This is a genomic window from Rathayibacter rhapontici, assembly GCF_001995175.1.
Classification (GTDB): Bacteria; Actinomycetota; Actinomycetes; order Actinomycetales; family Microbacteriaceae; genus Rathayibacter.
Window position 1 is genome coordinate 1 of record NZ_MUKN01000013.1, and the last position, 21,610, is coordinate 21,610.

The window sequence follows — 21,610 nt, forward strand, 5'->3', positions numbered from 1 at the left end:
CCAGCAGCGCGGCGCGGGCGGCGGCCACCCAGACGGCGTCGGAGCGGGCCGGGCCCGAGGTGACGGGGGCGGCGGCCGTGGCGGCGGGACCCGTGCCCGCCGCGTTCTCGGCGCGCACGGCGACCGTGTAGGTGCCCTCGGCGACCCCGCGCAGCACGGCGGTGCGGGCGGTCGCGGGGAGCGACTCCGTGACGGCGGCGCCCCCGCTGACCGGGGTGAGGGTGACGCGGTAGCCCGAGACGGGGGCGCGGCCGGAGCCGGCGGGCGCGCCGGTCCACGAGACGCTCACACTGTCGTCGGTCGACGTGGCGCCGACGCCGGATGGCTGGACGGTCGGCGCGACGAGGTCGGCCGAGTGCAGCGCGGCGACCTGCTCGGCGGTGAGCGCCTCGTCGAACACGCGCAGGTCGCGGAAGGACCCGGCGTAGGTGGGGTCGGTGCGGTAGTTGCTCTTCCCGATCAGCACGCTGAGCGGGCCGGCGAACTCGGCGATGCGCGTCGTCTTCGGCACCGCCGGGCCCATCGGCACGCCGTCGAGGTAGCCGCGGATCGAGTCGGCCGTGATGACCGTGGTGTACTGCGCCCACCGCGAGCGGGGCGCGGCGGGCACCGAGTTCGCCGTCGAGGACGGCCCGACCTCGGTCGACCAGGGCTGGGAGGCGCTGGCCCCGTTCGTGAACACGCTCTTCGCGGAGCCGCCCGGGTTCGAGGGGTTCAGGAACCAGTAGTTCGTCGGCACGTCGGGGTTCGCCGCGGTGCCGAAGAAGAGGGCGGAGTAGTTGCCGTTCGGCACCTCGCGCTTCACCCAGGTCGAGACCGTCAGGTCCTCGCCCTGGTCGGTGACGACCGCTGCGGGGAGGCTCGCGTGGGGGCCGGTGCCGGAGCCGCCGGGCAGGGTGAGGCCGTCGGTCCAGGTGACGGCGCCGACCGCGCGGCCGTCGTAGTCGCCGGCGCTGTCGACGAGGTCGGTGCTCAGCGGGTAGTGGGCCGCGGGGGCGGGAGGGATCGCGGCCGCGGCCGCCCCTCCGCTCGCGACGAGCCCGGAGGCGAGGAGCAGTCCGCAGACGGCTCTGGAGAGCAGGGCGGTACGACGGGAACGGCGCATGTCACATCCTTGTGAACGAGGGAGTCACCGGATGTTACCGTGAACAGTTTCGGACGGGCAAGGGTGCCGGGGGCGAGTGCGGTTGCTGTCCCGCGGTCGTCGGGCCGGTCGGCAGTGCGGTCAGCGAGACGCCGCGGATCGCTCCGGCGACAGGCCGACAGCCCGGACGCGCCCCTCCGCCGCCTCCAGGACCACCACCTCGCCGTTCGCGATCCGCGGGAACGGGCGGCCGGTCAGCACCGCGATCCCGCTGCGGAGGAACGCGCCGTGCCCCACGATCACGGTGCCGGGAGTCGCCAGCAGCGCCAGGGCGGGTCCGCTCCGGGCGGTCAGCTCGTCGGCGGTCTCGCCGCCCGGGTAGGCCCCGTCCGGCCAGCGGTGGAGAGCCTCGTCGACCGGCACCCCCTCCGCGTCGCCGTAGTCGCGCTCGAGGAGCAGCGGCTCGAGCGCGGGAGCGGGCAGTCCGAGCTCCGCCGCCACGATCTCAGCGGTGCGCCTCGCGCGCACGAGCGGCGAGCACACGACCCGGGTCCACGGGTCGCCCGCGAGGGCGAGGGCCGCCGCGAGGGCCTCGCGGTGCCCTTCCTCGTCCAGCGGGAGGTCGGCGCGGCCCTGCAGGCGGCGCTCGGCGTTCCAGCGGGTGCGCCCGTGACGGATCAGCGCGGTGCTGTCCCTCTGAGGGATCGGCGGCGTGCTCACGCGGCGGGCCGCGCGTAGGCGACGGCCCGGTCGACGTGCACCCGCACGTCCGCGCCGACCTCCGGCCGGAAGCCCTCGCTCCGGCAGCGCAGCGGCAGCCCCGCCCAGTCGAGGACGACGTCGTTGCCGGTGCGGCCGAAGAGCGAGGACACCACGGTCGCGGTCGTGCCGTCGGCGGCGGCGGGCTCGATCCGCACGTCGTCGGGCAGGATCGCGACCTCGCAGTCGCCGTCGGGGTAGTCGCCGTCCAGCCGCGCCGGGTCCAGTCGCAGCGGGTGCGCCTCGGCGGTGAAGCCGTCGGCCGATCGTCGGCCCGCGACGGTGGTCGCGTCCGAGAGGAACCGGGCCACCAGCGCGGAAGCCGGGCGCTCGAGGAGCTCGGCGGGTGAGGCGACCTGCTGGATCCGGCCCGAGTCGAGCACCACGACGCGGTCGGCCAGCGCGAGCGCCTCCTCGCGGTCGTGGGTGACGTGCAGCACGGTGAGCCCCATCCGCCGGGTGAGCGACTGCAGCTCGATCCGGAGGCGGTCGCGCAGCGGCTCGTCGAGAGCCGAGAGCGCCTCGTCGAGCAGCAGGACGCGCGGCTCGGCGATCAGGCGCGGGCGATCGCGACCCGCTGGCGCTGTCCGCCCGAGAGGGTGGCCGGATCGCGGCGCTCGGCCCCCTCCAGCCCCACGAGCTCGAGCACCTCGGCGACGCGGCGTGCACGGGAGCGGCGGTCGACCCCCGAGCGCCGCAGCGGGTAGTCGATGTTGCGGCCGACGTTCCAGTGCGGCCACACCGCGTGCTGCTGGAAGACCATGCCGAGTCCGCGCGCCTCGGGCGGAACGAACGCCGATCTGCTCGACACCACCGTCTCGCCGAGCCGGATCGTGCCGGAGGTGGGCGCGAGGAATCCCGCGACCGAGCGGAGCAGGGTGGTCTTGCCCGATCCGGAGGGGCCGACGAGCGCGACGAACTCGCCGTCGCCGACCCGGAGGTCGATGTCGGCGAGCCCGACGGCGCCGGACGGGTAGCGCAGCGAGACGGAGTCGAGGGTGACGGAGGCCACGGCGACCTTTCAGCGGGGAGAGCGGGCGGCGAGTCCGAGACCGGCGAGCCCGACGAGGGTGATGAGGAGGGAGAGCGCGGCGGCCGTGTTGTAGGCGCCGGCCTGCTGCAGGTTGAAGATCGCGACGCCGAGGGTCTGCGCGCCGGGGGAGAGCAGCAGGACCGAGAGGGTCAGCTCCCGGACCGCGGTGAGCGCGACCAGGACGGCGCCCGAGATCGCGGCGGGCACCGCCATCCGGCACGAGATGTCGAGGAGGGCGCGCAGTGCTCCCGCGCCCGAGACGCGGGCCGCCTCCTCCGCCGTGAGGGGAGTGGCGCGCAGCGGAGCCGCGACCGCCTGCACGACGAGGGCGACGAACGACGTGATGTAGGCGCAGAGGATCAGCCAGGGCGTGTTGAACAGCCCGATCCGCGGGGCGAGGACGAGCCACGCCACCGCGATGACGAGCCCGGGCACCGCCTGGGGGAGCAGGGCCACGGCCCGCAGCGCGCCGTTGTCGCGCGCGCGGGTCCTCGTGGTCAGCGCGCCGATGCCGAGCCCGAGGACTCCGCAGACGAGGCCGGCGAGGGCGGCGAGCAGGACGGACGTCGTCGCTCCGGTGATCGTGTTCTTCGCGGTGACGGCCCGGGTCAGGTTGTCGAGGGTGAGGTTCTCGAGCGTCAGCGGCACTCCGGGTGCGGGCAGCAGAGCCTGGCTGAGCAGGGCGAGGAGCGGGAGCAGGGTGAGGGCCAGCACGAAGCCCCACGTCGCGACGGCCGCGGCACCCCGCGCCGGCCCGAGCGGGAGCCGCTGCGGGGTCGACGTGGAGGAGTCGAGCTCGACCCGGCGCCGGCCCAGCAGCAGGTCTAGGACGAGGGCGGCGAGGGCGACGACCAGCAGCACCGCGCCGATCGTGGCGACGACCTCGAGCGGGCGGTCGACGGTGCCCGACTGGATGTAGCGGTAGACGAGCGTCGAGAGCGTCGTGTACCGCTCGGGCAGTCCGATGATCGAGGGGATGCCGAAGTCGGCGAGGTTGCCGACGGCGATCAGGAGGAACGCGGAGGCGATCGCGGGGCGCAGCAGCGGCACCGTGATGGTCGTGAGGGCGCGCAGGGCCGACGCCCCGCCGATCCGCGCCGCCAGCTCGAGGTCGACCGGGATCCGGCGGATCGCGGCCGAGACGATCAGCATTGCGATCGGGTAGCTGTGGACGGTGAGCAGGAACACGACTCCGTCGCCGCCGTAGACGCTCCACAGCGGCCCGCCGGTCAGGCCGCGCCACCACAGGTTGACCGCGCTGGTGGGCCCGGCGAGGCCGACCCAGGCGATCGCGCCGACGAACGGAGGGACGAGCAGCGGGCTCAGGGCGAGCATCCGCAGGGCGCGGCGGCCGGGCAGGTCGGTGCGGTCGAGCAGCACTGCGAGCACCGTGCCGACGAGCACGGCGAGGGCGCCCGAGAGGGTGGAGGAGACGAGGCTGTTGACGCCCGCCTCGACGACGTCGCCCTCGAGCAGCGTGCCGACGTGGCTCCCGCCCGCCGCGAGGACCAGGACGGTGCCCAGCGGCACCAGCACCAGCGCCCCGCAGGCCGCCCAGAGCAGCAGCCGGAGCGCGCTCGCCCCCGAGAGCCGGGGCGCGCCCGGCAGCCGGGGCGCGCGCCCGCGACGCCGACCGGGGGCGGTCGACGTCGCGAGCACGGAGGAGGCCGTCATCTACTGGAAGAGCGAGTTGAACGTCGCGACCGCGGCGTCCTGGCTGTCGCGGATCGTCTGCAGGTCGGGCGAGAGCACGGTGATCTCGTCCATCGCCGGAGCGCCCTCGGGGGTGCCGACGTCCGAGCGGACGGGGAGGTAGGACTGCTGGACCGCGAGCGTCTGACCGGCCTCGCTGACGAGGAAGTCGACGAACAGCTCCGACGCGGCCTGCTCGTCGGTGTCGGCGAAGATGCCGGCCGGCTGCGAGACGTAGGGCACGCCCTCGGTGGGGTACGCGACGGCGATCGGAGAGCCCTGGGCGGCGAGCTCGCGCACCAGGTAGTCCACGACGATCCCGACCGGCTGGGTGCCCGAGGCGACGGCCTGCGAGACCGGGCCGTTGCTGTCGGCGATCACCGGGCGGTTGGCGGCGAGCTCGGTCAGCCAGGACTCGCCCAGCGAGGGCTCGTCGAGCCAGACGGCGGCGTTGTAGGCGGCCGCGCCCGAGACGTCGGGGTTCGGCATCACGAGGCGGTCGGCGTAGGACGGGTCGGTGAGGTCGGCCCACGACTCGGGGGCGTCGGCCTCCTCGACGAGACCGGTGTTGTAGGCGATGACGGTCGGGATGATCCGGGTGCCCGTGTAGTAGCCCTCGGGGTCGACGCGTCCGGGTTCAGGGCGTCGACGTCGGCGGGCGAGTACTGCAGCAGCAGGTCCTCGGCGGCGTAGTCCTCGAAGGTGCCCGCGTCGGCGGCGAGGAGCACGTCGGCCTGCACGGCGCCGGCGGTGCGCTCGGACTCGATGCGGGCGGTCAGGTCGCCGGTGCCGGCGCGGAAGACCTCGACGGTGATCTCGGGGTGCTCCTCGTTGAAGGCGGCGACGAGGGCGTCGGCCTTCTCCTGCGGCTCGGAGGTGTAGAGCGTGATCGTGGCCGGCCGGGCGGCGGAGTCGCTCGCGGGGGCGGACTCGGCCGACTCCGCTCCTCCGCTGCAGCCGGCGAGGAGGAGGGTCGTGAGGGCGAAGGCCGGAACAGCGGCGGAACGCAGGAGGCGGGGCATGGTGGTGTCCTTCTTCTGGAGGGAGGGCTTCGGGAGGCGGGGATCAGAGGGCGACGGCGCGGCGCGCGGCCGTGACGAAGAGCGGCTCGGGCGTGCGCATGCTGACGGTGGTCGCGCCGACGGAGCGCGCGTCGAGGTGCACGAGCGAGAACATGGCGGAGTCGTGGCCGCTGACGGTGTCCGGACCCGCGTTCATCACCTGGTGGTAGGCGAGCGAGGGACCGACCGAGACCGGCACCGAGCCGACGACCGCGGCGAGGGGGTGGTGGAAGTGCCCCGCGAGGACGAGCCGGACGCGGTTCCGGCGAGCACGGCGAGGAACTCGTCGGCGTCGCGCAGGCCCTGCTGCGCGAGGGTCGCAGCGGGGATCCGAGCGGCGGGTGGTGCAGCGCGACGACGGTGCCGGAGGGGTGCGGCACCGCGAGCCTCTCGGCCAGCCAGCGCAGGCGCGCCGGTCCGAGCGCGCCGTCGCCGGAGTCGAGGAGGACGAGGCGCACCGCGTCGAGCTCGACGACGCGGTCGTGCCCCGCGGAGTGGCCCGGCAGGATCCGCGCGGCCACCGGGTCGTCGTGGTTGCCGAGCGTCGTCAGCACCGGAGCGCCGACGCGGTCCTCCAGGCGCTCGAGGGCCCGGGCGAGCGAGGAGTACGCGCTCGCGTGGCCCCGCTGCACGAGGTCGCCCGTGACGACGATCGCCTCGGGCGTGATCCCGGCGTCGAGGGCGTAGGTGCCGACCAGCTCGAGTCGCTCGAGGCCGTCGACCGCTCCGTAGAGCAGCTCGCCGTCGGTCGCGTGGACGTCGCTGACGTGCAGGATCGTGACGCGGCCGTTCTCGGTGCTCACCGCGTCATCCCGTTCCCGCGTTCCACCCGATGCGGAACGTCGTTACGGAGCCAGGGTCGGCGGGTCCGATGAACGTCGGGTAACGAGGGCGCGGCCTCGGTGCGAACGATCAGATCTCGTCGGTGAGCGCCTCCGCGACCACGTCCCGCATGCCGGCGCCGGTCGGTGCGAGGCGGCGGGCGAGCTGCGAGTGCAGCACGTGCAGCAGCACCGTCTGGTTCAGGCGGCTGAGGAACGGATCGACGCCGTGGCCGTCGCCGGTCGGCGAGCTGATGAGCGCCACGGTCGCCAGCCGCGCGAGGGGCGCCCGGGCGAAGCTGGTGATCGCGAGGACGTCGGCGCCCCGATCGGCGGCGGCACGGCAGGCGGCCAGCGTGTGCGCGTTCGCTCCGGAGTAGCTGACGGCGAGGCACACGTCGCCGGGCTCGAGCGCGTGCGCGGCGAACTGCTGTGCCAGGACGTCGGCGGGCGCCTCGACCGAGCGGCCCAGGGTGCTCAGCCGCAGCGCCGCGTCCTGGAGGGGTGGGCCCGAGAAGCCGTTGCCGACCAGCACCAGGCGGTGCGCGGTGGCGAGCAGGTCGACGGCCCGGCCCACCGCCTCCGGATCGACGCCCTCGCGGGCCAGGCGCAGGGCGGCGACGGCGTCGTCGAAGACGGTGCGGACGCCTCCGTCGGAGGCCGCCGCGTCGACTCCCGTCCGGGGCGTCGACCGCGCCAGCTCGAGGCGGAGGTGCTGGAACCCGCGGAACCCGAGGCTCTGGCAGGCCCGGATGACCGTCGCGGCCGACGTCTCGGCGGCGGTCGCGAGCTCGGTCGTGGACCAGTCGACGACGTCCTCCGGCCGGCTGAGCACGACCCGCGCCACGCGGCGCTCGCTCGGTCCGAGGCGCCCGGAGGCGGCTCTCAGCTGGGCCAGGAGCGTGCTGTCACCGGTGGTCGCGGTGGTCGGGCGGGGCTCCGGCGTCGGCATCCGCGGAGCATAGCGAACGGAGGTGGCGCGCTCCGGGCGTCCGTGTGGGCGCCGAACGATTGGCTGCGCGCCTCGATCGGCACCGGCGGCCGGACGCGCGCGCCTCCGGCCGCCGTTCGCGACGGATCGACGCGGGAAGCCGGTCAAGCCCCTCCCACCCGCGGCACGGCTCCGCTTGTCTGAAGACCGTGGGGACGGCGGCGGAGAGACGGATCGTGCGCGAGCGCGCCTACCAGGGCGGGTTCCTGATCGGCGTCGCGCTGATGGCGGCCGTCGACGAGATCGTGTTCCACCAGATCCTCGGCTGGCACCACTTCTACGACCGGTCCACCCCCGCCATCGGACTGCTGTCGGACGGACTGCTGCACGCGGTCGAGGTCGTCGCGCTGGTCGCCGGGTTCTTCCTGCTGCTGGATGCGCGGCGCCGCTCGGCACTGCGCGCGGGGGTCGCGGTGGCGGGCGGCCTCACCGGCGCGGGCCTCTTCCAGCTGTGGGACGGCGTCGTCGACCACAAGCTGCTCCGCGTGCACCAGGTGCGGTACGAGGTCGACCTGCTGCCGTACGACCTCGCCTGGATCGCGTCGGGCGCGCTCCTGCTCGTCGCGGGGATCGTGCTGTCGGTTCGCGCGCGGCGGCGCACCGCGTGACTCCGCACGGCCATCCCCTGCTCGATCCCGGGCTCCTGCTGAGCGCGCCCCTCGTCGTCGCGGCGGCGCTCGCCGTGGGAGCGAGCCGGGCCGAGTCCCGTCGCCGCCGCCCCTGGCCGGTGCGCCGGCTCCTCCTGCTGCTCACGGGCCTCGGAGTCGCGATCGCGTCGCTGACCGGCCCGTTCGCGCAGTGGGCGCACGCGGATCCACGGGGCGCGATGCTCTCGCATCTCGCGCTGGGCCTGCTCGCGCCGCTCCTGATCATGACCTCGGCGCCCGTCACCCTCGCCCTGCGCGCCCTCGACGTCACCGCCGCCCGCCGGCTCTCCCGCGTGCTGCGGAGCCGCCCCGCGCGCGTGCTCGCGCATCCGATCCCCGCCGTCCTGCTCTCGACCGGCTCGCTCTGGCTCGTGCACGCGACGGGCCTGCTCGGGGCCGCGCACGCGGATCCGCTGCTGCACGCTCTGCTGGGCGTGCACTTCCTCGCCTCGGGCTGCCTGCTCACCGGCGCGCTGGTCGGCGTCGACCCGGCGCCGCACCGCGGGCCGTTCGGACTGCGGCTCGGAGTGGTCCTCGGCAGCATCGCCGCGCACGCGCTGCTCGGCACGACCCTCTACGCCGAGGCGGCGAGCGGCGCCGAGCGGCAGGCCGCGCAGATCCTGTACTACGGAGGCGACCTGCTCGAACTCGCGCTCGTCACGGTCCTCTTCGCGCAGCAGTACGCGGCGACGGCCCCCGGGAGGCCGCGCAACCCCCTCCGCCGCCGCCCGGCGCATCCGTAGAGTCGCCGGATGCTGCTGATCTTCGGAACCCGCTCCATCGAGGACGTCCTGCGCGTGCTCGTCTTCGTCTGCCGCGTCTGCGGAGTGCGCGACGAGCAGCGCGTGATCCGGAGCCGGACGCGGCTGTCCCTCTTCTTCGTCCCGCTGCTCACGGTGTCGTCGCGGTACCTGCTCGAGTGCAACAACTGCGGGACGGTGTCGCGCATCACGAAGCAGGAGGCGGAGGGCACCGTCCGCTGGGCGGGCAACTCGGACGCCTGACGCGGGTCGCGCGGACGCGGACCGGGCCCTGGGTCGCCCCGAGCGTCCGATCCGCGTCCACTCGTGAAGCGCGGACGCCGCGAGTGGTCGCGCATCAGGGTCCGCACTGTGTCGTCAGCCCGTTCCGCGCCCACTCGCGAGACCCGGCCGCCGCCGGTGGGTGCCGGCCGGGCTCCGAGAGGCGTCGAGCGCCCGTCTCGCGTCCACTCGAGAGCGCCCTGTCCGGTCCGCGGGCACTCGCCGGTTCAGCGACTGCGCCGCAGCAGCACGATCCCCGTCAGCACCTGCCATGCCGTGATCGAGTACACCGCGAGGCGCTCCCAGGCCCCGTCGGGCAGCAGGTCGATGCTCGTGGTCCCCGAGTCGACCCGGAGCAGGACCAGCGCCGCGAGTCCGACGGCGCCGAGCGCACCGCTCGCGATCGCATAGCCCCGGGGCACCGCATGGCGGCGGGCGGTCGCGCCGGCGGCGATCGACGCGGCGTTGCCTCCGATGATCGCGAGGGCCGCGCCGAGGACGTGCAGCCAGCCGATCCCGCTCTCGGCGCTCGCCCGGCTCCCGTGCACGACGCCGATCAGCGCGCTGCCGACGGCGAAGGCGGCCGCCGGCGCGAGGAGCGCCCGCCATCGCCCGCCGGGCACGGCGCGCGCGGTGAGGACCGCGGCGGCGAGGTAGAGCACGCCTTGCAGCACGAAGGCCGTGTTCATCACGGCGCTCAGCGGCGAGTCGATCGCACGTCCCTGGTAGAGCTCGACGTCGGGGACACCGAGGTCGCTGATGTAGTTCGCCGCGTAGCTGTAGCCGGGGAACGCGGCCGCCGCGATCGCCTCGCCGCCGATGTAGACGACGGCGCCGAGCAGCCACAGCACGCCGGCCGGCCGGCCGAGGCGCGTCGCGAGCTCACGGGACGAAGAGGGACAGGAGCGTCGAGAGGATCCCGAGTACGACACCGGCTCCGAGGAGGATCAGGCCCGTCAGCCGCAGCGCCCGCACGGCGTCGCTCCAGCGGTGCAGCCGGATCCGCTCGGGGTCCTCCTCGCGGTAGTGCACCTCCCGCTGCTCCGATCGGACCGGCGCGAGGGGGTCGCCCGGCCTCAGCGGATGCGAGCGCACCTCGCCGGCGCGCGTCACCCAGTGCAGGGAGCGAGGGGGGCCGTCCTCGAGGTACGCGGTCGTCGGCAGCCAGCGTCCGTCGACCAGCGCCGCGACGAAGGCGGCGAGCAGGAACAGGAGGCCGAGCGGGGCCGTGGTCAGCGAGAGCGCCTCGAGGATCGTCTCCAGCATCCGGTGCCTCTCCTCGTCGTCGGATCACGAGAGTAGCGAGTGCGCCCTGAATGGACCCGGCAGCGGAGTCAGAGGAGGTCGCGCAGGGCCTCGCACGTGCGGTCGGGGTCCTCGAGGTGCAGGTCGTGGTGCAGGCCGGGGAGGCGGCGGACGCCCCAGCCGAGGTGCTCCAGCGATCCGACGAGGGCGTCGGGGAGCACGGAGGGGGACTCGTCCGACAGGACGAGGGTGGAGGGCACGGCCGGCGGCGCGGCGGCGAGCGGATGGAAGGCGACGTCGCGGAACACTCCGATCGCCATCCTCCGGTCGAACTGCTCCTGAGCGTGCGCGACGAGGGCCCGGGTGTCCGGGTCGAGCGGAGTCGCCGCTCCGCTGCGGCGCGCGCGGAGAGCCTGGGCGACACCGAGGCTCAGCAGCGGCACGAGCCAGAACAGGCGCCCGGCGATCCCCGTGGTCGGCAGGGCGAGCCGGAAGCCGGGGTCGAGGTAGATCGCGCGGGACGGCGCGAGGCGCTCGACGGCGCGGACGAGGACCGGTCCGCCGAGGGAGTGCCCGACGATGCTGTGGAGGCCGGCGGGGAGGGTCTCGACCAGATCGTCGGCCAGCGCGTCGAGCCCGTACGACGCGGCGCGGTCGCTGCTCCCGTGCCCGCGCAGATCGACGGTCGTCACGGTCCACCGCCCGTCGGCGAGCATCCGGTCGATCAGCGGCTGCCACGTCGCCCCGCTCGCGCCGAGCCCGTGCACGAGCCCCACCGTGATCGGCCCGGAGCCGGACGTCCTCGTCGTCAACCGCATGGGGTCATCCTCCTCCGCCTGAGCACGAGGGGAGCCGTTCCAGCGCGGCCCGGCGGTGAGCTCGCGCGACCGTCCCGAGCGCGCACCGGATCCCTCGGGCGTCGCGCGCGAGCAGGGCGCTCGGACTCAGGCGGCCCGTCGCGCCGCGAGAGTGCGACCGTGGTGCCCGGCGCGCTCCTCGGCGACGGCTCTGAGCTCCTCCGCGATGTCCGTGAACCGGTCCAGGCTCGGGTTCACTCCGACGAGGGTGAACTCGCGGGTGACGACCTCGAGGTCGAGCTCCCAGACGTCCTCGAGGATCCGGCGCATCCACCCGGTCGCGTGATCCCAGCCCTCGCGGGGAGTCCCGGCGGCGTAGTTGCCGCCCTGCACGGTGACGAGCACGGCGGGCCTGCCGGCGATCGAGGGGGTCCGCCCGGGAGCCATGCGCGGGTCCGTGAGCACGAGGTCGACGTACGTCTTGAAGTGCTGCGAGACGCCGAAGTTGTAGAGCGGCACTGCGAAGAGGAGTGCATCGGCTCCCTCGAGCTCGTCGGTCAGCTCGGCTGCCAGAGCTGCAGCCTCGTTCTGCGCGGCGCTGCGCGCCTCGGGGGGCGTCATCGATCCCGCCACCGCGTCCGACCACGAGGTCGACGGGAGGGGGTCGGAGCCGAGGTGGCGACGGACGATCGCGGCATCGGGGTGCGCGGCTCGCCACTCGTTCTCGACGATGTCTCCGAGAGCGCGGCTCGTCGATCCCTCGACGCGGATGCTGGCGTCCAGACGGAACAGGGACATTCTTCTCCTTCGCGGGACTCCGCTCGTGCGATCCGAGCGTGTCCGGGCTGTCGCCCTGCGGGTGGCGGGGCGGTGAACCGCTGTGGTTACCGTCAGTAACTGTGTACGCTCTGATCCCGTTACCGCAATCGCACCCCTGTTACCCCGCGGTGACCGAAGGAGGAGCGATGTCCCGCGATGATCGAGGCCGCGCCCTCCAGGAACGCCTCAGCGAGTCCATGCCCTCCATGCACCAGCTCTGCTCGGGGGAGTCGCCGGAGCTGTTCCGATCGCTGATGTCGCGCATCGGCGACAAGTGGACCCTCCTGGTCATCGGAGTACTGGGGAACGACCGCCTGCGCTTCACCGAGATCGCCGACACGATTCCGGGCATCTCCCGCCGCATGCTCACGGTCACTCTGCGCGCCCTCGAGCGCGACGGACTCCTCTCACGGACCGTGTACGCGCAGGTTCCGCCCCGAGTCGAGTACGAGGTCACCGATCTCGGACGCTCCCTGCAGACCGTCGCCTTCGCGGTCGGCGACTGGGTCGGGGACCATCAGCAGACGATCGTCGAGAACAGGCGCAGCTTCGACGCCGCCGCCGACCCCGCTGGCCCTGGGCGGCAGGCGGACGAGCCGAGCTCCGGAGCGCAGGCGCGCTGAGCGCCGGAGGAACCCTGTCCCCTTCTCTGAGAGGAGCAGGACGGCGTCCTCCTCCCGCGGAGGGGTCGGTGGTTCCCGGGCGAGCCGGACTCTCCTCCGCGAGGTCGCCTCCTCCGTCGCGTTCACAACGAAGGAAGGATGCGCGGGCTGCAACGTGGACACGCGTCCCCGCCGCTCGCCCGAGCGCATCCTTCCTTCGTTGTGAACGCGGAGTCCGGCTCCCGGACTCCGCTCGGCGTCAGGCCGGGCCCTCGGTCAGCCAGCGCTGGAACGTGACGAGCATGTCCTTGTTCGTCTGCGACGGCACCACGTGGCCGTACTGCCGCCCGCACCCGAGTGCGGCAGGAGCGACACCTCTTTGGCGACCGGCAGCGCGCGGCGGTAGAGACGGGCCGAGTGCTTCTCGTAGGGGACGACCTGGTCCTCGGGCGAGCCGCTGATGCGCAGGCGCGTCTTCGCCCAGACCGACTGCGGCAGGTAGATCGGGTTGGTCGCCTTCACCGCGGCGACGTCGTTGCCGTAGGCCGGCAGCACGCTCTCGGGCCGGCGGAGGAGGACGTCCTCCATGTCGTACACCCCGCTCGCGTGGTACGCACCGCGGATGTTGGGGACCATCCTCTTGCCGTACGCGTAGCAGAGCAGCGCCCCGCCGCCCGAGTTCGAGCGCAGGAACGAGACGGACACCTTCCAGAGCTTTGTCACGTAGGCCGTCGCGTTGCGCTGCGCCTGCAGCGCCGCCGCGCTGGTCCAGACGCTGCCGCCGTAGTTCGGGCAGATGCTGACCATGCCCTGGTCCACGGCCTGGTCGGCGGTGTACTGGAACGCGCCCGAGAGCGCCGCGTAGCTGCTCCCGTTGGCGTGGTAGTACCAGAGGAACGTCGCGTTGCGGGTGAGGCTGGGAGCCGCCGCGTGCGGCACGAAGAGGCGCGTGCGGTCACCCGAGATGAGGACGTCGATGACCTCGTACTTCTTCATCCCGAAGCGGGACGTGACGGTGTCGCCCCGCCCGAGCTCGCCGGGGAGCTTGGGCACCTTGCTGTAGTTCGGCGCCGCCGACGCGGGGGTGGCGAAGGCCAGCGCCGCGCCGAGGCCGAGGACGGTGCCGCTGACGAGCGAGCGACGGGAGAGCGCGGACGGAGTCCGGTCAGGATCGGACATGGTGAGGTCCCTTCGGGAGAGTCGCCTTGCCGACCGCGAGCGGATCGGGAAGTGGGAGAGGTGCGGAGAGCGCCGGGTCCGCGCCTCGCCGTGACAGCGTACCCGCGGGCCCTGGCGCGTTCCAGGGCGGGAGCGGAACTGCCCGCCCCCCGTTCGGCAGTCGACCGCTCGTGGGGATCCGAAGCGAGAGAGCGCGAAGCGGTCCGGATCGCGACGCGGAGACCTCATGCGGTAAGCGGGAGGTCTACCATGGACGAACACCCCCGGATACTTCGGTTACCGGTTAGAAGGCCCCGCTCCGGCGGGGCCTTCGGCATTCCTGCGTCCCCCTCAGGCCCACGCCGCCGGACGGTGGAAGACCCGGCCGCGGCTGTCGACGAGCTGCGCGGGGAACTGCGACGCCGCCAGTACGGCGTCCGTGACGTGACCGATGAAGGCCGGTGCGGTCTTGACCAGTTCCTTCGAGCTCCGCGCCGACGGCATCGGGAAGATGATGCCGAACTCGCGACCAGACTCGCGCAGGATCTCGAGTGGAGGCACCTGGTCGGAGTCGTTCGAGAGGAGCACGTAGATGTCGGCCAGGGATCGATGGGCGTCGGCGATCATCCGAGCAGCCAGATGCACGTCCGAGCCCTTCTCCTCGACCTTGCGCACCTTGACCTGCACGTACCGCCCGGTCAGCGGGTCGACCGTGAGGGGGACGGAGTCCATCCACCGGTTGTCGTTGCGGAATCTCCCGTGATGGATCGACACCGCTGAGTCGGTGCCGAGCGCACGGAGGTACGTCTGCTGCCGGACGGGGGCCTGGACGTCGACCGACATTCCAGGGCGCACGTTCGCCGTGAAGTAGCGGACGAAGGTGACCTCGTAGTCGGGCATGATCGCCTGGCCGAGCGCCCGCAGGTCGAGCCACTTCAGATGCGGCTTGTCGTCGAGCGCGCGACGGTAGAGGTTGAACCCGTCGACGTAGAGGCGCGCCGTCGGCTTCCCTGTCATGACGAGAGAGCCTAGGACCCTCGCCCCGCCCGGCGCGCAGGGCTGTGGACAACGCCCTCAGAAGCCTTCGTCCGCGCGAGGGGACGCGCTCCTGGAGCTGCGTGGGAGCCGGAGCCCGATCCTGGACCGATCAGGTGCAACGGACGCCGCCGCGGACGGACTACGCACCGCCCCCGGAGACGCGTCAACGCGGTCACGCCGTCAGGCCGGCAGCCGCAGCAGCCCGCCGGCCGAGCGGATGGTCGCCGCGGCGACCGCCATCGCCCGCGTGAGCACCGCGGTCGGGTCCGCGTCCGGGCCGTCGAGCCCGGCGACGACCGCCGAGAACGTCGCGTCACCCGCTCCCATCGTGTCGACGACCGGTCCCGGGGCGCCGGCGATCGGCACGGAGTCGCGCCCCGTCCGCCGCACCAGCGCGGCACCGAGCGGGCCCGCGGTCTCGAGCACCGCGCCCGCGCCCGCCGCGAGGATCCGCTCCGTCGCCTCCGCGAGGCCCGTGCCGAAGACCAGCTCGGCGTCCTCCGCTCCCACCTTCACCAGGTCGGCGCGGGCCGAGAGTGCGAGGAGGCCCGCGGCGAAGGCGTCGCGGTCGCGCAGGAGGCCCGGCCGCGGATTAGCGTCGATCGCCAGCCGGGCGCCCCCGGGCACCAGGGCCTCGAGGGCTGCCACCTCGGCCGCGTCGTCGAACGGGAAGCCGCTGACGACGATCCGGTCGCTGCGGGCGGCGGCCGCGCGCAGCTCGTCGGTCGGGAGGAGGGTGCGCGAGCGCGACGCCTGGGAGAAGGAGTAGCGGGGCTCGCCGTCGGTCCGGTCCGACACGGCCCGTCCCGTGCCCCGCGGAGCCGGAGTGGCGAGGAGGGGGACGCCGTGCGCGCGCAGGTGCTCGCGCAGGAGCTGCCCGGCGGCGTCGTCGCCGACCATCCCCGCGAGCAGGGACGGCGTGCCGAGCACGGCGAGGCCGACCGCGACGTTGAGGGCGGAGCCGCCCGGGACGTCGATCGAGCCGGCGGGATCCCGCATCTCGTCGATCAGGACGTCCCCGAGGACGAGGACGGGCGCGGGGAGGGAGGAGGACATGACGCCTTTCGAGGAGAGGTGCGCGGGCGCGCCGAACGGCGCCCCCGACGGGGCGGAAGAGCGACGGGATCAGGAAGCGGGTGCCTGCACGGAGTCGCGGGGGACCAGCGGGCAGGGCAGCAGCACCGGGTGGGAGGCGAGGAGGAGCTCCTCGCCCGATCCGCCGATGAGCCGGACGAGCGTGTCGACCGCCCAGGCGCCCATCTCGTAGTGCGGCAGGGCGACCGTGGTGAGCGGCGGGTGGAGGCCCTCGGCGATGATCTCCTGGTTGTCGAACCCGACGACGGAGAGGTCGCGCGGGATCTCGAGGTGCAGCTCGGCGGCTGCGCGGTAGGCGCCCATCGCCATGCGGTCGTTGTAGCAGAAGAGGGCGGTGGGCCGGTCGGGGCGCGAGAGGAGCCGGGTGCCGGCGCGGTAGCCGCCGGGGCTCTCCGAGACCTCCTCGACGATCAGCGACTCGTCGACCTCGAGGCCGGCCTCGGCGTGCACCTCGCGGTACGCCTGGAGGCGGAGCCGGGTCGCGGGCACGTCGTCGCGGTTCGTGAGGAACCCGATGCGGCGGTGCCCGGCGGAGACGAGCTCGGTGACCGCCGCGCGCGCCCCGCCGAGCTCGTCGGGCACGGCCGACGGGATCCGGCCCTCGGTGTCGCGCGCGTCGATCAGCACCGACGGGATCGCGTGCAGCGACTCCGGGAGCGAGACCTCGCGGTGGAACATCGTGGCGAAGAGGATGCCGTCGACCTGGTTGTCCATCAGGGTGCGGATGGGGGCGCCGAGATCGCCGGAGTCGCGCATCGTGTTGATCAGGACGAGCGTGAGGCCGTGCGCGTGGGCGGCCTCCTGAGCGCCGAGGATGATGCGGCCGGCGTGCGGAGTGGTCGCGATCTCCTCGCTGATCAGGCCGATCATGTCGGTCCGCTGCCGACGGAGGCTGCGCGCGATGCGGTTGGCGCCGTAGCCCAGCCTGGCCGCGGTGGCCCGCACCCGCTCGCGCGTCTCGTCGCTCGCGCGGGCCGACTCGACGTCGTTGAGGATGTGGGAGACGGTGGTCACGGAGACGCCCGCCTCGCGAGCGACGTCGCGGATGCCGACTGCCTTAGGGGTCACGTCTCCCACATCCCTCATCGCTCGAACGTCGAGACTATCGCCGCGCGCCCGCTCATCCCTTGACCGCGCCCAGGGTGAGGCCGGCGACGATGTGCCGCTGCAGCACGAGCGTGAGCAGGATCACGGGCAGGGAGTAGAGGACGGCCAGAGCCGTCATCGCGCCCCAGTCGAGCCCGAACTGCGTCTGGAAGTTCGCGATCACGATCGGAGTCGTCTGCGCGCGCACCGCGGTGAGCAGCAGCGCGAAGAGGAACTCGTTCCACGAGGCGAGGAACGCGAAGATCGCGGTGACCGCGACTCCGCCCGCCGTCACGGGGATCACGACGCGCCACAGGGCGCCGAGCCGCGACGCTCCGTCGATCTTGGCCGCCTCCTCGAGCTCGCCGGGGACCGCCTCGAAGAAGCTCGACATGAGCCAGATCGAGAGGGGGAGCGAGATCGTGGTGTGCGCGATCGCCAGGGCGAGCGAGGTGTCGGCGATGCCGAGCGTGCGGAAGATCGAGATCATCGGGGCGCCGACGACGATCGGCGGCACCATCCGCATCACGAGCGCGCCGACGATGAAGATCCGGCCGAGCCGCGTGCGGAAGCGCGTCACCGCGTAGGCGGCGGGGATCGCGAGCACGAGCGAGACGGCGGTGCTGAGGACCGCGGTCACGATGCTGTTGATGAAGGAGGCGACGACTCCGTCGCGGCTGAGCGCCGCCACGTAGTTGTCGAGGGTCCACTGCGTGGGCAGGATCCGCGGGGGGACCGCGATCGTCTCGAGCGGCGTCTTGAGCGACGTCAGCAGCATGTAGACGAAGGGGAATCCGTAGAGGACGACGGCGAGGGCGAGCGCGATCCAGATGATCGCGCGGGGGCCGACGCGGGTGGCTTCGAGTCCGTTCACGAGGTGCTCTCTCCTCCGGGTCGCCAGATCGTGAGGATCGCGACGAGGGCGACGGTCAGCATGACGACGAGGTACACCGTGCCCATCGCGCTCGCGAGTCCCGGATCGCCGAACCGGATCATGGTGCGGTAGATCAGCAGCGACATCGTCTCGGTGCTCTGCTGCGGTCCGCCGTTGGTCTGGATGAGGATGACGTCGAACGCCCGAGCGGCATCGATCCCGCGCAGGATCAGCGCGACCGCGATGACCGGCCGCAGCAGCGGGATGACGATGCGGAAGAGGATCGCCGGGTAGCGGGCACCGTCCAGGCGCGCGGCCTCGATGACGTCGCCGGGGATGTTCTGGAGGCCCGCGAACAGGACCAGCGTGACGAACGAGGTGGTCAGCCAGATGTCCGGGATCGCCACTGAGAACAGCGCGATGGACGGGTCGCTCAGCCACGCGATCTGACCGGGCGAGGACAGGATCCCGACGCGGCTCAGGACCTCGTTGACGATGCCGAAGTTGTCGATCAGGAGGAAGCGCCAGAGCAGTCCGGCCACGATCGGAGCGATCATCAGCGGGTACAGGAAGATCGTGCGGAAGACCCGCGAGGCGTCGCCCAGCGCCGTGAACAGCAGCGCGACTCCGAGGCCCAGCACGAACTCGAGCGTCACGACCACGATCGTGTAGACGAGGGTGCGCCACGAGGCGTTGAGGAAGTCGGGCGAGCCGAAAGCGGTGGCGTAGTTGCCGAGGCCGACGAACTCCCGGCTGCCGGCGATCGGGTCGATCTCGAAGAAGGAGTCGCCGACGAACTGCAGCAGCGGCCAGCCGACGAAGGCGGCGAGGAACAGGGCGGCCGGCACCATCAGCAGGGCGGCGAAGCGGCGGTCGGTGAGGGCGCGGCGCGGGGGCCGGCGCGGCCGGGGAGGTCCCCGACCGGGCGCCGCGCGCGGTGCTCACCTGCGTGGCGGAGGTCACTCGGCCACCAGCGACTCGACCTGCTGCTTCGCGTCCTCGAGCAGAGCCTGGTTGTCGGCTCCGGGCTCGACGGCCTTCTGCAGCATCGGCACGAGCACGGTGTCGACGATCTGCTGCCACTCGGCGACCGCGGGGCGGGGGAGCGTGGCGGGCGACTCGAGCGTCTCGAGCAGGGGGCCGTAGTTCTCGTAGCCCTCGACGGTGGAGTACTTCTCGAGCACCGAGATGCGCGAGGCGAGGCCCAGGCTCGTGTCGGCGCTGAGCTCGTTGTTGTCGAAGGCGTACTGCACGAACTCGAGCGCCTTCTCCTGCTTCTCGCTCGCCTTCGCGACCGAGAGGTACCAGGCGCCGGGGACGCCGGCGGGGCCGGCCTCGCCGCCGATCATCGGAGCGACGCCCACGTTGCCGGCCACGGCCGCGTCGGCGGGGATCTGGCGGTAGGCGTGCGCCCAGAAGCGCATCATCGCGGTCTTGCCCTGGTTGAACAGGTTCTGCGCACCGGCCCAGTCGAGCTGCGCGGCTCCGGGAGGGGCGTAGGGGAGGAGGCTCGTGTAGAAGTCGAGCGCCTTCCGGCTGTTCTCGTCGCCGAGCGAGACGGCGCCGTCGGTGTCGGTGACCATGGTGGTCTCGCCGGTCTGCGACAGGGTGGCGAGCCACTCCGTCTCGACCGCGCCCTTGACGTCGGTGCCGTAGAGGTCGGGCGTGCCGTCGCCGTCGGTGTCCTGCGTGAAGAACTCGGCGGCGTCGGTGTACTGCTCCCAGGTGGTGGGCGGCACGAGGTCGTAGCCGTACTCGGCCTTGAAGGCCTCCTGCTGGGCCGGGTCCTCGAAGAGGTCGGTGCGGTAGTAGAGGATCTCGGAGTTGGTCCAGGCCGGCATACCGACCTTGCTGCCGTCGACGGTCGCCTCGGCGACGAGCGAGGGGAACAGGTCGGCCGTGACCTCGTCGGTGTAGAGGTCGTCGAGCGGAGTGACGGCGCCGGCGAAGGCGGGCAGCCAGATCGCGTCGAGCGCGGCCACGTCGAACGAGACGCTGCCCGAGGAGAACTCGCTGTTGAGGCGGTTGTAGAGGCCGTCGTAGGGGAGCTCGACGAACTCGATCGAGGTGCCGGTCTCCTCGGTGTACTGGTCGGCGATGGGCTGCAGCTCGCCGTGGCCGCCGGCCTCGACGAGGACGGTCACGGTGTCGGCGTCGCCGGAGGCACCGGTGCCGCCGCCGGCACCGCAGCCGGCGAGGACGGTGGTGGCGGTGAGGGCGACGGCGCCGACCACGAGGAGGCGGCGGGCGGGTCGGGGGGAAGGTCTGCGAAGCGACATCACTTCGGCTCCAATCGAAAGCAGTGGGGGCGGGAGGGGCGGCCGCTGTCGAGGCGACCGCACGACGACAGCATGCATCGAATGCACACGATTGACAATACGTTTTGCCAAAACGTATTGTCACGATATGACCAGCACCTCCTCCCTCGGCCTCGAGCGCGCCGACGCCCTCCGCCCGCGGATCCACTTCACCGCCGAGTCCGGCTGGATCAACGATCCGCACGGGCTGACCTTCCACGACGGCCGCTACCACCTCTTCCACCAGTACGTCCCGGGCAGCACGGTCTGGGCCCCGAACTGCCACTGGGGCCACGCGGTCGCCACCGACCTCCTGCACTGGGAGCACCGCCCCGTCGCCCTCGCCCCCGGCGACGGTGACGGCGGCATCTGGACGGGCAGCCTCGTCGTGGCCGAGGACGGCGCTCGGATCCTCTACACCTCGACCGTGGAGGCGGACTACGCGCTCGGCCGGGTCCGCGTCGCCCGGCCGGTCGATGAGAGCTGGGACGAGTGGGTGAAGGGCGACGTGCTGGTCGAGCCGCCCGCCGACCCCGACGTGGTCGTGTTCCGCGATCCGTTCGTGCTCCGCGAGGGCGACGGCTGGCGCATGTTCGTCGGCGCCGGCACCGCGGCGGGCGAGGCTCTGGCGATCACCTACACCTCCAGTGATCTCGACTCGTGGCAGCACGACGGAGTCGCCGCGCGCCGCTCCTCCGCCGAGCGCGAGCCGGTGTGGACGGGCGCCCTCTGGGAGTGCCCGCAGGTGGTCGAGGTCGACGGCCGGCACGTGCTGATCAGCTCCGTCTGGGACGACGACGTCCTGCACTACGCGGCCTACGGCATCGGCGACTACGCCGACGGGCGCTTCGAGGCGCGCGACTGGGGGCGCCTGAGCTTCGGCGACTCCTACTACGCCCCCTCGTTCTTCCGGGACGAGGACGCCGGCCGTGCCTGATGTTCTGGATGCGCGGAGTCGCCGACGCCGAGGCCGGCTGGAGCAGCGCGCTGAGCCTCCCGCACCTGCTCGCGATCCGCGACGAGCGCCTCGTGCTGCTGCCGCACCCGGCGTGGGCGGGCGGTCGGATCGTCGAGGCCGAGGGCCCGCTGGACGGCCCCGTGCGCCTCGACTGGACGCCGGAGACCCCGGGCGACCGCCTCGAGATCGCCCCGTCGTCCGCGCTCGTGTGGAGCGGCTCCGAGCTCGCGCTCGAGCGGGTCGGCTCGGAGCCGTGGACCGCGCCCCATGCGGGCGGCCCGGTCGCGGTGGCCGTGGATGGACCGGTGCTGGAGGCCGTGACGGCCGCCGGAGTGCTGGGCGGGCCGATTGCCCCGGCTACCGGCGTCCGCGTGCTCGGCGGCCGGGTCGAGGCGCGCGCGATCGACTGATCGGGAGGGCGGGCCGGTCCGGAGGGTGCGCGCACCTCCTCGGGGCGCTCGCCCTTTCTTGATCAAACGCTTGAACATCTCCGCCGACCGCGCTAGCGTCCTAGTTGTTCAAGCGTTTGAT

Annotated in this window: 26 protein-coding genes and 1 pseudogene; 6 read left to right on the plus strand and 21 right to left on the minus strand. The window is 73.1% G+C overall.

Annotated features, from left to right (window positions below):
• From B0T42_RS05900 to B0T42_RS05930, 10 genes and pseudogenes are all read right to left on the minus strand, one after another.
• Positions 1-1,105, minus strand: a 1,105-nt coding sequence (locus B0T42_RS05900) for a LamG-like jellyroll fold domain-containing protein (protein ID WP_173892305.1), incomplete at its 3' end; no start/stop codon positions are given.
• Between the two features lie 120 nt (positions 1,106-1,225).
• Positions 1,226-1,804, minus strand: coding sequence for a histidine phosphatase family protein (locus tag B0T42_RS05905; RefSeq protein ID WP_158078051.1), 579 nt, complete (start codon positions 1,802-1,804; stop codon positions 1,226-1,228).
• On the minus strand, positions 1,801-2,295 hold the full coding sequence (locus B0T42_RS21085; protein ID WP_236720145.1) for an ATP-binding cassette domain-containing protein: 495 nt from the start codon (positions 2,293-2,295) through the stop codon (positions 1,801-1,803). The genes B0T42_RS05905 and B0T42_RS21085 overlap by 4 nt, the downstream gene beginning before the upstream one ends.
• A 101-nt stretch (positions 2,296-2,396) precedes the next feature.
• Positions 2,397-2,855, minus strand: coding sequence for an ABC transporter ATP-binding protein (locus B0T42_RS21090; RefSeq protein WP_236720146.1), 459 nt, complete (start codon positions 2,853-2,855; stop codon positions 2,397-2,399).
• A gap of 9 nt (positions 2,856-2,864) precedes the next feature.
• Entirely contained in the window at positions 2,865-4,550 is a 1,686-nt protein-coding gene (locus B0T42_RS05915; RefSeq protein WP_077222334.1) for an ABC transporter permease, read from the minus strand.
• The gene (locus B0T42_RS21910; RefSeq protein WP_342418212.1) at positions 4,551-5,162 is read right to left on the minus strand and encodes an extracellular solute-binding protein; all 612 of its coding nucleotides are present in this window, start codon (positions 5,160-5,162) and stop codon (positions 4,551-4,553) included. It lies immediately after the preceding gene.
• Complete coding sequence (locus B0T42_RS21915) at positions 5,057-5,590, minus strand: extracellular solute-binding protein (RefSeq protein WP_269087503.1); 534 nt, start codon at positions 5,588-5,590, stop codon at positions 5,057-5,059. Before B0T42_RS21915 ends, B0T42_RS21910 begins: the two co-directional genes overlap by 106 nt.
• A gap of 43 nt (positions 5,591-5,633) precedes the next feature.
• Positions 5,634-5,828, minus strand: a complete 195-nt coding sequence (locus B0T42_RS21095; RefSeq protein ID WP_236720151.1) for a hypothetical protein — start codon at positions 5,826-5,828, stop codon at positions 5,634-5,636.
• Between the two features lie 190 nt (positions 5,829-6,018).
• Positions 6,019-6,432, minus strand: a pseudogene (locus B0T42_RS21100) (metallophosphoesterase); the annotation flags it as partial.
• 109 nt (positions 6,433-6,541) lie between these two features.
• Entirely contained in the window at positions 6,542-7,402 is an 861-nt protein-coding gene (locus tag B0T42_RS05930; protein WP_077222335.1) for a MurR/RpiR family transcriptional regulator, read from the minus strand.
• Between the two features lie 215 nt (positions 7,403-7,617).
• Between B0T42_RS05930 and B0T42_RS05935 the strand changes: the two genes are divergently transcribed.
• Genes B0T42_RS05935 through B0T42_RS05945 form a run of 3 tightly spaced genes read left to right on the plus strand, consistent with a single transcriptional unit; the run spans position 7,618 to position 9,092 of the window.
• Positions 7,618-8,049, plus strand: a complete 432-nt coding sequence (locus B0T42_RS05935; protein ID WP_236720147.1) for a DUF2243 domain-containing protein — start codon at positions 7,618-7,620, stop codon at positions 8,047-8,049.
• A complete protein-coding gene (locus tag B0T42_RS05940) occupies positions 8,046-8,831 on the plus strand; it encodes a cytochrome c oxidase assembly protein (protein ID WP_158078052.1) in 786 nt (261 codons plus the stop codon). The genes B0T42_RS05935 and B0T42_RS05940 overlap by 4 nt, the downstream gene beginning before the upstream one ends.
• Positions 8,832-8,840: 9 nt before the next feature.
• A complete protein-coding gene (locus B0T42_RS05945) occupies positions 8,841-9,092 on the plus strand; it encodes a zinc-ribbon domain-containing protein (protein ID WP_077222337.1) in 252 nt (83 codons plus the stop codon).
• A gap of 245 nt (positions 9,093-9,337) precedes the next feature.
• Here B0T42_RS05945 and B0T42_RS05950 read toward each other — a convergent pair whose 3' ends face one another.
• The 4 genes from B0T42_RS05950 to B0T42_RS05965 all read right to left on the minus strand — a co-directional run bounded on the left by B0T42_RS05950 (position 9,338) and on the right by B0T42_RS05965 (position 11,950).
• Positions 9,338-9,961, minus strand: a complete 624-nt coding sequence (locus tag B0T42_RS05950; RefSeq protein ID WP_077222338.1) for a DUF998 domain-containing protein — start codon at positions 9,959-9,961, stop codon at positions 9,338-9,340.
• A 31-nt stretch (positions 9,962-9,992) separates the two neighbouring features.
• On the minus strand, positions 9,993-10,376 hold the full coding sequence (locus B0T42_RS05955; RefSeq protein WP_077222339.1) for a hypothetical protein: 384 nt from the start codon (positions 10,374-10,376) through the stop codon (positions 9,993-9,995).
• A 68-nt stretch (positions 10,377-10,444) separates the two neighbouring features.
• The gene (locus tag B0T42_RS05960; protein WP_077222340.1) at positions 10,445-11,173 is read right to left on the minus strand and encodes an alpha/beta fold hydrolase; all 729 of its coding nucleotides are present in this window, start codon (positions 11,171-11,173) and stop codon (positions 10,445-10,447) included.
• Between the two features lie 126 nt (positions 11,174-11,299).
• Positions 11,300-11,950, minus strand: a complete 651-nt coding sequence (locus B0T42_RS05965; protein ID WP_077222341.1) for an FMN-dependent NADH-azoreductase — start codon at positions 11,948-11,950, stop codon at positions 11,300-11,302.
• A 218-nt stretch (positions 11,951-12,168) separates the two neighbouring features.
• Between B0T42_RS05965 and B0T42_RS05970 the strand changes: the two genes are divergently transcribed.
• Positions 12,169-12,594, plus strand: coding sequence for a winged helix-turn-helix transcriptional regulator (locus B0T42_RS05970; RefSeq protein WP_077222389.1), 426 nt, complete (start codon positions 12,169-12,171; stop codon positions 12,592-12,594).
• A gap of 255 nt (positions 12,595-12,849) precedes the next feature.
• On the opposite strand, the gene B0T42_RS05975 is transcribed toward B0T42_RS05970, so the two are convergent.
• The 7 genes from B0T42_RS05975 to B0T42_RS06005 form a co-directional block, all read right to left on the minus strand.
• Positions 12,850-13,752 carry an alpha/beta hydrolase gene (locus tag B0T42_RS05975; protein WP_077222342.1) on the minus strand — a complete coding sequence of 301 codons (903 nt, stop codon included), beginning with the start codon at positions 13,750-13,752 and terminating at the stop codon, positions 12,850-12,852.
• 330 nt (positions 13,753-14,082) lie between these two features.
• On the minus strand, positions 14,083-14,748 hold the full coding sequence (locus B0T42_RS05980; protein WP_077222343.1) for an NYN domain-containing protein: 666 nt from the start codon (positions 14,746-14,748) through the stop codon (positions 14,083-14,085).
• Positions 14,749-14,949: 201 nt separating this feature from the next.
• On the minus strand, positions 14,950-15,825 hold the full coding sequence (locus B0T42_RS05985) for a carbohydrate kinase family protein (protein WP_077222344.1): 876 nt from the start codon (positions 15,823-15,825) through the stop codon (positions 14,950-14,952).
• A 69-nt stretch (positions 15,826-15,894) separates the two neighbouring features.
• Positions 15,895-16,932 (minus strand): LacI family DNA-binding transcriptional regulator, encoded by a 1,038-nt coding sequence (locus B0T42_RS05990; RefSeq protein ID WP_173892306.1) that lies wholly within the window; start codon positions 16,930-16,932, stop codon positions 15,895-15,897.
• A 52-nt stretch (positions 16,933-16,984) separates the two neighbouring features.
• Entirely contained in the window at positions 16,985-17,824 is an 840-nt protein-coding gene (locus tag B0T42_RS05995; protein ID WP_056868938.1) for a carbohydrate ABC transporter permease, read from the minus strand.
• Positions 17,821-18,675, minus strand: a complete 855-nt coding sequence (locus tag B0T42_RS06000; protein WP_077222346.1) for a carbohydrate ABC transporter permease — start codon at positions 18,673-18,675, stop codon at positions 17,821-17,823. The genes B0T42_RS05995 and B0T42_RS06000 overlap by 4 nt, the downstream gene beginning before the upstream one ends.
• 108 nt (positions 18,676-18,783) lie before the next feature.
• Positions 18,784-20,103 carry an ABC transporter substrate-binding protein gene (locus B0T42_RS06005; RefSeq protein WP_077222347.1) on the minus strand — a complete coding sequence of 440 codons (1,320 nt, stop codon included), beginning with the start codon at positions 20,101-20,103 and terminating at the stop codon, positions 18,784-18,786.
• A 127-nt stretch (positions 20,104-20,230) separates the two neighbouring features.
• Between B0T42_RS06005 and B0T42_RS06010 the strand changes: the two genes are divergently transcribed.
• The gene (locus B0T42_RS06010) at positions 20,231-21,058 is read left to right on the plus strand and encodes a glycoside hydrolase family 32 protein (protein ID WP_201788494.1); all 828 of its coding nucleotides are present in this window, start codon (positions 20,231-20,233) and stop codon (positions 21,056-21,058) included.
• A complete protein-coding gene (locus tag B0T42_RS20620) occupies positions 21,058-21,489 on the plus strand; it encodes a hypothetical protein (RefSeq protein WP_201788495.1) in 432 nt (143 codons plus the stop codon). Before B0T42_RS06010 ends, B0T42_RS20620 begins: the two co-directional genes overlap by 1 nt.
• Positions 21,490-21,610: the final 121 nt, after the last annotated feature.